This is a genomic window from Kitasatospora sp. NPDC056800 (assembly GCF_042789775.1).
Lineage (GTDB): Bacteria > Actinomycetota > Actinomycetes > Streptomycetales > Streptomycetaceae > Kitasatospora.
Map to the genome: position 1 here is coordinate 37938 of NZ_JBHUAL010000044.1, position 9654 is coordinate 47591.

The window sequence follows — 9654 nt, forward strand, 5'->3', positions numbered from 1 at the left end:
CTTCATGGTATGAAGTATCGGTTCTGGAAGTACCGTTTTTCCCCATTACACGAGGAGATGTGGATGGCAGCCCCGGGGCAGGGTTTCATCGCCGAACTGAAGAGCGCGGTCACCCCGCGCGCGGCACTGCTCGTGATCGGCGTGCTGCTGCTCCAGCTCGGCTTCATCACCTCCTACATCGGGGCGCTGCACAAGCCCGCCCCGCAGAACCTCTCCATCGCGGTGGTCGCCCCGCCGCAGGTCGCCCCCAAGCTGGTCGGCGCGCTGGAGTCGGTGCCGAACGACGCCGTCCGCGCCAGCACCGCGCCGGACGCCGAGACGGCGACCCAGCTGATCAAGGACCAGAAGCTCTACGCCGCACTGGTCGTGGACCCGACCTCCACCCAGGACACCCTGCTGGTCGGCAGCGCCCGCGGCACCTCCGCCGCCAAGGCCGCCGAGTCCATCACCACCGCGATCGACCAGTCCCAGGGCCGTACGGTCAAGGTCCACGACGTGGTGCCGCTCGCCAAGGGCGACACCAACGGCCTCTCCGCCTTCTACCTGGTGATCGGCTGGTGCGTCGGCGGCTACCTGGTCGCCTCGATCCTGGGCATCAGCGCGGGCTCCAAGCCGGCCAACACCCACCGCCTGCTGATCCGCCTCGGCGTCCTCGCGGTGTACTCGGTCGGCGCCGGCGTCCTCGGCACGGTGATCGCCGGGCCGGTGCTGGACGCCCTGCCGGGCTCGGTCCTCGGACTGAGCGCCATCGGCGCCCTGGTGGTGTTCACGGTCGGCGCGTTCACCATGGCGCTGCAGTGCCTGTTCGACATCCTCGGGATCGGCGTCGCGGTGCTGATCTTCGTGGTGCTCGGCAACCCGAGCGCGGGCGGGGTCTACCCGGCGCCGATGACGCCGCCGTTCTGGCGGGCGATCGGCTCCTGGATCCCCAACGGCGCCGGTACCACCGCCACCAAGTCGGTCGCCTACTTCGGCTCCACCAACCTGGGGCTGCCGATCCTGGTCATGGTGGTCTGGGCGCTGATCGGCATCGGCGTCGCCCTGCTGGCCGTGCTGCGCGGCCCGCGCTCCGGCGGCCGCGAACTGGCCGCCACCGAGAGCTGAGCCCCGCACTCCTCCCGCTCGTCACCGAGCCCCCGGCCGCCACGGCCGGGGGCTCGGCCGCGTTGCCGCCGGGCCCCGCCGCTACCCGACCGGGCCCGGGTCGGCCACGACGGCCCGGACGACCCGCACCGCCGCGCCCAGCAGCGGGCCCCGGCGGCCCAGCCGGGAGACCGTCAGCCGCTCCTCCGACCAGGGCCGCACCGTCACCCGGGCGGCCAGCTCGGCCCGCATAGCGGGCAGCAGCCAGGGCGCCAGCCGGGCGTAGCCGCCGCCCAGCACCACCTCGGCCGGGTCCAGCAGGTTGACCGCGCCGGCGGCCGCGGTGCCGAGCGCCGTACCGGCCCCGGCCAACGCCGCGCGGGCGGCCGCGTCCCCGGCCCCGGCGCGGTCGGCGAGCAGGGCCACCCAGTCGCCGCGGGCCCCGGTCAGGCCGGCCGCCCGCAGCACCGCCGCCTCGCCCGCGTACTGCTCCAGGCAGCCGTGCGCCCCGCAGGCGCAGCGGGGCCCGTCGGGGTGGACCGGCACGTGGCCGAACTCCCCGGCGAAGCCGCCCGCCCCGCGCAGCAGCCGGCCGCCGACCACGATCGCCGCGCCGACCCCGGCCTCGGCGGAGACGTACAGGAAGTCCTCCGGGCCCTCGCCCAGCCAGCGCTCGGCCAGTCCGCCGAGGTTGGCCTCGTTGTCCGCCTCGATCGGCAGGTCGGCCAGGCCGCCCCCGGCCGTCCGCAGCGCGGGGCGCAGGGCGGCGGCCAGCGGGACGTCCTGCCAGCCCAGGTTGGCGGCCCGCTGGAGCATCCCGCCGGAGCCGCCGACCAGCCCGGGCACGGCCAGGGTGAGGGCGGCCGGGCGCAGCCCCGACTCGGCGACGGCCTCGTGCAGCAGGTGGGCGAGGTCGGCCATCACGGCGGCGGGCTCGCGGCCGTGGTTGGAGACCTCCCGGCGCCGCCAGCCGCGGACCTCCCCGCGCAGGTCGACCACGCAGGCGCCCAGGTGCCGCACGCCGATCTCGGCGCCGAGGCCGCCGGGCCCGGCCGGGTTGAGGCCGAGGGCGGTGCCGGGGCGGCCGACCTTGCCGCTGGGCGCGGCGGGGCCCTCCTCGACCACCAGGCCGGCGGCGATCAGCTGTTCGGCCAGCGAGGAGACGGCGGCCCTGGTCAGCCCCGTCCTGGCGGCCACCTCGGCGCGCGAGCGCGGCCCGCTCGCGATCGTCCCGAGCACCAGGGCCAGGTTGGCCCGGCGCATCCCCTGCTGGCTGGCGGGCCCGGTCCGGGCGGGGTCGGACTCGTGCACAAGGCTCACCTCGCCCCTTTTACGTCCTTACGGCACATCCCGTGGCATCTCGGGTGCAGCGTAGCCGGGTTCCGGGGGCACCGTCGTCGGCACCGGGACGGGCTCGGCCGGGGCCGTCCCGGCGGGCGGGAAGACCCACCGCCGGATCGCCCAGTAGCGGAACAGCATCGCCACGAAGGTGCCGACGACCATCCCGCTGAGGAAGTCCGCGACCTCCTGCCGGAGCGGGTCGACGTACGGCTCGCGCAGGTCCAGGAGGTACCGGGAGACCGCCAGCGGCACGTCGTTGACGGCGATCGCCACCGCGCTGACCAGGACGAACGCCAGCACCTCGCGCCGCCTGCCGTCGGCCCGCAGGGCCCGGAAGGCCCAGCGGCGGTTCAGCACGTACGAGACGACGGTGCCGATCACCGTCGCGACGGTCAGCGCGACCACCGGCTTGTGCTCCAGCACGGTGAACTTGAGCTCGAAGTCGATCACCGTGGTGAGCGCGAAGCAGCCGCTCCCGACCAGCAGGAACTTCACCAGCCGGCGGTGCCGCACCAGGAACGGGCGCAGCCGCGCGGGCACCCGGGCCAGGGCCCGCTGCGTGGGGGACGGCATCTCCGCAGTCTCGCACGCGGGGGTGCCGTCGGCCCCGCAGACCGCCGCGGCCCCGCGGGGCGCCGACGGGCCGCCCGGACCGCCGCTCGGGCGGCCGCGGCGGCCGGGCGGCGGCCGGGGCGAGCCGGTCAGGCGGCGACCAGCACCGCGGCCCCGGCCGGCTCCAGCGCCAGCTCCAGCACCTCCCGGACGTCCGCCACCGGGTGGACGGTGAGCCGCTCCAGCACCTCGGCCGGGACGTCGTCCAGGTCTGCCTCGTTGCGCCTGGGGATGATCACCGTGGTGACCCCGGCCCGGTCGGCGGCGAGCAGCTTCTGCTTCACCCCGCCGATCGGCAGCACCCGCCCGGTCAGCGACACCTCGCCGGTCATCGCCACGTCGGTGCGCACCTTGCGCCCGGAGAGCAGCGAGGCCAGCGCCGTGGTCATGGTGATGCCGGCGCTCGGCCCGTCCTTGGGGATGGCCCCGGCCGGGATGTGCAGGTGCACGCCGCGGTCGCGCAGCGAGGTGACCGGCAGCTCCAGCTCGGCGCCGCGCGAGCGCAGGTAGGAGAGCGCGATGTGCGCGGACTCCTTCATCACGTCGCCCAGCTGCCCGGTGAGGGTCAGCCCGGTGCCGCCGGTCTCGGCGTCGGCCAGCGAGGCCTCGATGTAGAGGACGTCGCCGCCGGCGCCGGTCACCGCGAGGCCGGTGGCCACGCCGGGGACGGCGGTACGGCGCTCGGCCGGCTCCTGGGCGGACTCCGGCACGTGGTGCGGCCGGCCGATCAGGGCGCGCAGGTCCTCGGCGCCGACCGCGGCGGGCAGCTCGCGCTCGCCCAGCTCTGCCTGTGCGGCGATCTTGCGCAGCACCCGGGCGATCGAGCGCTCCAGGGTGCGGACGCCCGCCTCCCGGGTGTACTCCCCGGCGAGCCTGCGCAGCGCCGGCTCGTCCACGGTGACCTGCCCGCCGCCCAGACCGGCCTTCTCCAGCTGGCGCGGGAGCAGGTGGTCGCGGGCGATGACGACCTTCTCGTCCTCGGTGTAGCCGTCCAGCCGGACCAGCTCCATCCGGTCGAGCAGCGGCCCGGGGATGGACTCCAGCACGTTGGCGGTGGCGAGGAAGACGACGTCGGAGAGGTCGAGCTCGACCTCCAGGTAGTGGTCCCGGAAGGTGTGGTTCTGCGCCGGGTCCAGCACCTCCAGCAGGGCGGCGGCCGGGTCGCCCCGGTAGTCGGAGCCGACCTTGTCGATCTCGTCGAGCAGGACGACCGGGTTCATCGAGCCGGCCTCCTTGATCGCCCGCACCAGCCGGCCGGGCAGCGCGCCGACGTAGGTGCGCCGGTGGCCGCGGATCTCCGCCTCGTCCCGGACGCCGCCGAGCGCGACCCGGACGAACTTCCGGCCCATGGCGCGGGCCACCGATTCTCCGAGCGAGGTCTTTCCCGTTCCGGGCGGCCCGACCAGGGCCAGCACCGCTCCCCCGCGGCGGCCGCCGATCAGCCCGAGCCCCTGGTCGGCCCGGCGCTTGCGGACGGCCAGGTACTCGACGATCCGCTCCTTCACGTCGGCCAGGCCGGCGTGGTCGGCGTCCAGCACCGCGCGGGCGCCGGCGATGTCGTACGCGTCCTCGGTGCGCTCGTTCCAGGGCAGCTCCAGGACGGTGTCCAGCCAGGTGCGGATCCAGGAGCCCTCGGGCGACTGGTCGGAGGAGCGCTCCAGCTTGTCGACCTCCTTGAGCGCGGCCTCGCGGACCTTCTCCGGCAGGTCGGCGGCCTCGACCCGGGCGCGGTAGTCGCCCTCCTCGTCGGCCGGGTCGCCGTTCAGCTCGGCCAGCTCCTTGCGGACGGCCTCCAGCTGGCGGCGGAGCAGGAACTCCTTCTGCTGCTTGGCCACGCCCTCCTCGACGTCCTTGCGGATGGTGTCGTTGACCTCCTCCTCGGCGAGGTGGTCGCGCAGCAGGGCGAGCGCGTACTCCAGGCGGGCGACCTGGTCGGCCTCCAGCAGCACCTTGAGCTTCTGCTCGGCGGTGGCGAAGGGCGCGTAGCCGATGTTGTCGGCGAGCTCGCCGACGCCCTCGATCTGCGCCACCCGGTCGACGATCTGCCAGGCGCCGCGCCTGCGCAGCCACTGGGTGGACAGCGCCTTGTACTCCTTGACCAGCTCGGCGGCCCGGCCGGCCACCGGGGTGCCCACCGAGGACTCCGTGAACAGCGTGGTCTCCACCCAGAGGGCGGCGCCGGGGCCGGTGGTGCCGACCCCGATCCGGACCCGGCGCACGGCGCGCACCAGCGCGGCCGGCTCCCCGTCGGCCAGCCGGCCGACCTGCTCCACGGTGGCCAGCGTGCCGGCCGCCGCGTACGAGCCGTCCACCCGCGGGACCAGCAGGACCTGCGGCTTGCCGGCGCCGGTGGCGGCGGCCCGGGCGGCCTCGACGGCGGCGCGCACCTCGGTGTCCTTCAGGTCCAGCGGGACGACCATGCCCGGCAGGACGACCTCGTCGTCGAGCGGCAGCACGGGCAGGGTGAGCGGTGTGGACGTCGATGCCATGATCTCTCCCCAGTCAGTGAACTTGAGTCGACCTGACTAAGGCTTCACGGGCGCCGGATGTTCCCGGCCCCCTGTTCGCCATGAGCGAACAGGAATCGGCGGGGAAAGCGCGGCACCCGACTTCGTCAAAAGAGCACCGGACACGCCTCGAAAAGTCCCGACGGGGAGCCCCGCGAGTCCGGGGAGGTCCGACCGGGCGACGGCGTAGACGCGCCTAACGCACAGGCGTCAGCGCGCCGCACGCACCCGCGCGGGCGCACCGCCCGCGGCCGTCGCGGCGGCCGGGCGCGGCCGGGGCGGGCGCCGCTCGGCCCGGCGCAGCCAGCGCCACAGCGCGACCCCGGTCAGCACCGCGGCCGGGTGCCCCACCCCGGTGATCACGTCCTTGTCGGTGGCGATCTGCTCGGCGATCATCAGCCCGGCGCCGCCCAGCGCGAGCAGCCGCCCGCGCCAGGAGAGCAGCCCGGCCACCGCGCCCAGGCAGGCGAGCACGCCGTAGCTGACCCCGATGTCCAGGTAGTCCATCGCCTCGGGCGCCATCCGCCCGGTCTCCACCGCGGTGATCACCACCCCCTGGGAGAGCAGCGTCGCCGCGACATGCCCGGCCGCGAACACCGCCGCGGCCCGGGCCGGGCCGACCCTGCGCTCCAGCGGGGCGAGGGTGAGGGCGAATCCCCACAGGTACGGCATCCACACCTCGCCGGCCACCCAGAACCCGCTCAGCACAAGGGCGCGCAAAGGATGCTGGAGCAGGTTGTGGCCGTCCGAACTGGAGGCCTCCTGCAGACGCTGGACGAGTTCCGGATCGGCGAGCCTGGCGAAGGTCGTGGTGGCTCCCACGACGGCGAGGTACCCGAGCGTGAAGGGCGTTCTCCGGGGCGTCGGCACCCGTTCCAGCAGCCATTCCAGGACGCCGGTGCGCAGCCCGAGGCGGAGCATTCCGTACGGCGCCCCCGCACTCCCGTACCCGTCGGCACCCCGCCCGAGTCCCGCCATGCCGCCTCCGCTCCACGCCGCAGCCACCGGCTCCCCGCCGGATGCCCAACGTACCGGCGCGCGCCGCGGATTCCGCCCGGCCGGGCGCTCACGTGGCCACGGTACGTCGAGGTTCTGAGAGGCACCTGAAAGAAGCCCGTGAAGACCGTCGCCGTAGCGGACCGCCGGATTCCCGACATTGGTCCAGACCTTCTCCCCATAAACGGGGCACCAGGGCCTCTGACCGGCGACTTGGCGTCAACTGCACTGCATACGTACCGTTACGCAGAGAAAATTCGACGGGTAAGGTATCGGCCCGTGCCCACTCGTGCAGTGGGTCCGAGGGCGGCCCGACAGCCGGCCCACGGGCCGGAAACGTCCGGTCCACCTGCCGGGAAGCATCCGCTGTCCGTACGCTGCGAAGTGCGCGGGAGAAGTGGGCGGCCGACCATCCGTCCTCGGCTCCCGATCGCGCGACGGGACGGCGGACCCGGCACAGTCCACGACGGAACAAGACTACGAGCGGAGCCCCGCCATCCCCACAGGTGGCCGGCCCGCAGCCCTGGGGGCGGTGGCGTGACCGTGACAGAGATTCAGCAGGACAACCACAACGCCGGCGGCACTGTGAGCAGCCAGCGCAGAGTCCTGGTGGTGGAGGACGAGCCCACGATCGCCGAGTCGATCGCCGCCCGGCTGGGCGCCGAGGGCTTCAAGGTCGCCGTGGCCCACGACGGCCCCGGCGCGGTCGACGGCTTCCACACCTGGCAGCCGGACCTGGTGGTCCTCGACATCATGCTGCCCGGCTTCGACGGCCTGGAGGTGTGCCGCCGGATCCAGGCCCAGCGCCCGGTGCCGGTGCTGATGCTGACCGCCCGCGACGACGAGACGGACCTGCTGGTCGGCCTCGGCGTCGGCGCGGACGACTACATGACCAAGCCGTTCTCGATGCGCGAACTGGCCGCCCGCGTCAACGTCCTGCTGCGCCGCGTCGAGCGCGCCCAGCAGGCCGCCCGCACGCCCGCGCTGGGCAGCCTGCGGTTCGGCGAGCTGGAGATCGACCACGTGCAGCGCCGGGTCCGGCTGGCCTCGGGCGACGTCCACCTGACGCCGACCGAGTTCGACCTGCTCGCCTGCCTGGCCGCCCAGCCGCGCGCCGTGCTCACCCGCGAGCAGCTGCTGGCCGAGGTCTGGGACTGGACCGACGCCTCCGGCACCCGCACGGTGGACAGCCACGTCAAGGCGCTGCGCCGGAAGATCGGCGCCAGCTGGATCCGCACCGTCCACGGTGTCGGATACGCGCTGGAGGCCCCGCTCTCCTAGGGCCTCCCAGGGCGACGGGCCACCGGGGGGCCCGCAGCCCGGACGACGCCGTGCCACCACGCGGGCCGACACCGCGGGGACCACAAGGAACCGATGACCTTTCCACAGCAACGCAACGGGGAATCCGCCGACACGCGGCCGCAGAACCTGGCCGCCCGTGCCGCCCGCCGGGTCTGGGCCGACATCCGGCCGCTCGACCCGGTCCGCTCGATCAAGGGCAAGCTCACCCTGCTCGTGATCGTCTCCGTGTGCCTGGCCACCGGGATGGTGGTCGTGGCGATCCGGTCCGAGACCCAGATCCGGATCATCATGGTCTTCTCCATGATCGCCTCACTGCTCTTCATGCAGTTCCTCGCGCACGGGCTGACCGCCCCCCTGCGCGAGATGACGGCCGCCGCCCGCGCGATGGCCTCCGGCGACTACAGCCGCCGGGTCGAGGTGAACTCGCGCGACGAGATCGGCGAGCTGGCGGCCGCCTTCAACGCCATGGCCGCCGACCTCCAGGCCGCCGACCGGCACCGCCGCGAGCTGGTCGCCAACGTCTCGCACGAACTGCGCACACCGATCGCCGCGCTGCGCGCCGTCCTGGAGAACGTGGTGGACGGCGTCGTCCAGCCCAATCCGGCCACCCTGGGGGCGGCCCTGGAGCAGACCGAGCGGCTCGGCCGCCTGGTCACCCACCTGCTCGACCTCTCCAAGATCGACGACGGCGTGGTCGCCCTGGACGCCCGCCCCTTCGAGGTGCGCGAGTTCCTGGACGGCGTGCTGCGCGGGGTCACCGTGGACGGCGCGACGGCCGGCGGCGCCTTCTCCCGGCGCGGGGACGTCCGGCTGGCCCTGGAGGTCAGCCCGACCGGCCTGACCGGCGTGGCGGACCCGGAACGGCTCCACCAGGTGGTCGCCAACCTGGTCGACAACGCCTGCAAGCACTCCCCGCCCGGCGGCACCGTGACGGTGCGGGCGAGGCCGGAGGGCGAGGAGGGCGGCCTGCTGCTGGAGGTCGAGGACGAGGGCCCCGGCATCCCGCCGGCCGACCGCTCCCGGGTCTTCGAGCGGTTCAGCCGCAGCGGCACCGCGACCGCCGCCGGACCGGGCTCGGACGGCGGCACCGGACTGGGCCTGGCCATCGCCCGCTGGGCGGTGGACCTGCACGGCGGACGGATCGCGGTGGCCGAGTCCCCGCGCGGCTGCCGGATCGAGGTCCGGCTGCCCGCACGGCGTCAGAGCGACGGTCGGGACATTTGTCACAGATCCGACACAGCGGTCTACGAAGATCGTTAGAGGATTTGGCCGGGTTTTTGTCCGCTTTGGCCCCGGTATGCCCCCTGTTCGGCGCTGATCGGTTCCCCTCAGATACGGCTTTCTAACGCACTTTTTCAGCCAAAGTGCAGGTCAGCACTGTGATCTGGGCGACGCCTGGGCCCCGGGGACTGCGCGATCACTGGTCAGGGGCGTAGCCTTAATCCCCGCTGTCCAAACATCCCAAAAGGAAGCGGAAGAGGGCGGTTGCCGCCGTGTCGCCACAGTCCCCTGAAACCCCCAACAGCTCGGCAAGCTCCACTGGCTTCGGCCCCAATGAGTGGCTCGTCGACGAGATCTACCAGCAGTACCTCCAGGACCCGAACTCGGTCGACCGAGCCTGGTGGGACTTTTTCGCCGACTACAAGCCCGGTACCGAGGTGACCCCAGTGACCCAGGCCGCGACCCAGGCCGGCCCCGCGCCGACCCCTGCCGCTGCCCCCGCGCCCGCCGTCGCAGCCGCTGCTCCGGCCGCGCCCGCCGCCGCTCCGGCTCCGGCCGCTCCGGCGCCGGCCGCCCCGGCTCCGGCTCCGGC

8 protein-coding genes are annotated in these 9654 nt (G+C 74.1%); 4 read left to right on the forward strand and 4 right to left on the reverse strand.

Annotation, left to right across the window (positions count from 1 at the left end):
- Positions 1 to 63 precede the first annotated feature (63 nt).
- The gene (locus ACFRQN_RS13005) at positions 64 to 1104 is read left to right on the forward strand and encodes an ABC transporter permease (protein WP_074001430.1); all 1041 of its coding nucleotides are present in this window, start codon (positions 64 to 66) and stop codon (positions 1102 to 1104) included.
- Positions 1105 to 1185: 81 nt separating this feature from the next.
- Here ACFRQN_RS13005 and ACFRQN_RS13010 read toward each other — a convergent pair whose 3' ends face one another.
- The 4 genes from ACFRQN_RS13010 to ACFRQN_RS13025 all read right to left on the reverse strand — a co-directional run bounded on the left by ACFRQN_RS13010 (position 1186) and on the right by ACFRQN_RS13025 (position 6521).
- Positions 1186 to 2346: an ROK family protein gene (locus tag ACFRQN_RS13010; RefSeq protein ID WP_380740250.1), complete on the reverse strand. Its 1161-nt coding sequence runs from the start codon at positions 2344 to 2346 to the stop codon at positions 1186 to 1188.
- A gap of 75 nt (positions 2347 to 2421) precedes the next feature.
- Complete coding sequence (locus tag ACFRQN_RS13015; protein ID WP_380740242.1) at positions 2422 to 2997, reverse strand: GtrA family protein; 576 nt, start codon at positions 2995 to 2997, stop codon at positions 2422 to 2424.
- 128 nt (positions 2998 to 3125) lie between these two features.
- Entirely contained in the window at positions 3126 to 5525 is a 2400-nt protein-coding gene (lon, locus tag ACFRQN_RS13020; protein WP_380740244.1) for an endopeptidase La, read from the reverse strand.
- Positions 5526 to 5753: 228 nt separating this feature from the next.
- Positions 5754 to 6521 (reverse strand): rhomboid-like protein, encoded by a 768-nt coding sequence (locus ACFRQN_RS13025; RefSeq protein ID WP_143204494.1) that lies wholly within the window; start codon positions 6519 to 6521, stop codon positions 5754 to 5756.
- Positions 6522 to 7082: 561 nt separating this feature from the next.
- Here ACFRQN_RS13025 and ACFRQN_RS13030 point away from each other — a divergent pair.
- From ACFRQN_RS13030 to ACFRQN_RS13040, 3 genes are all read left to right on the forward strand, one after another.
- A complete protein-coding gene (locus ACFRQN_RS13030) occupies positions 7083 to 7820 on the forward strand; it encodes a response regulator transcription factor (RefSeq protein WP_181970677.1) in 738 nt (245 codons plus the stop codon).
- A gap of 93 nt (positions 7821 to 7913) precedes the next feature.
- Positions 7914 to 9101, forward strand: a complete 1188-nt coding sequence (locus ACFRQN_RS13035; RefSeq protein ID WP_082346227.1) for a cell wall metabolism sensor histidine kinase WalK — start codon at positions 7914 to 7916, stop codon at positions 9099 to 9101.
- 233 nt (positions 9102 to 9334) lie between these two features.
- Positions 9335 to 9654: hypothetical protein (locus ACFRQN_RS13040; RefSeq protein ID WP_380740246.1), on the forward strand; the 320-nt coding region annotated here is incomplete at its 3' end.

Bases quoted from the DNA above. Each gene is read 5' to 3' on its own strand.
- ACFRQN_RS13035 (WP_082346227.1), top strand. From the start codon at position 7,914: ATGACCTTTCCACAGCAACGCAACGGGGAATCCGCCGACACGCGGCCG.
- lon (WP_380740244.1), bottom strand. From the start codon at position 5,525: ATGGCATCGACGTCCACACCGCTCACCCTGCCCGTGCTGCCGCTCGAC.
- ACFRQN_RS13010 (WP_380740250.1), bottom strand. From the start codon at position 2,346: ATGCGCCGGGCCAACCTGGCCCTGGTGCTCGGGACGATCGCGAGCGGG.
- ACFRQN_RS13005 (WP_074001430.1), top strand. From the start codon at position 64: ATGGCAGCCCCGGGGCAGGGTTTCATCGCCGAACTGAAGAGCGCGGTC.
- ACFRQN_RS13015 (WP_380740242.1), bottom strand. From the start codon at position 2,997: ATGCCGTCCCCCACGCAGCGGGCCCTGGCCCGGGTGCCCGCGCGGCTG.
- ACFRQN_RS13025 (WP_143204494.1), bottom strand. From the start codon at position 6,521: ATGGCGGGACTCGGGCGGGGTGCCGACGGGTACGGGAGTGCGGGGGCG.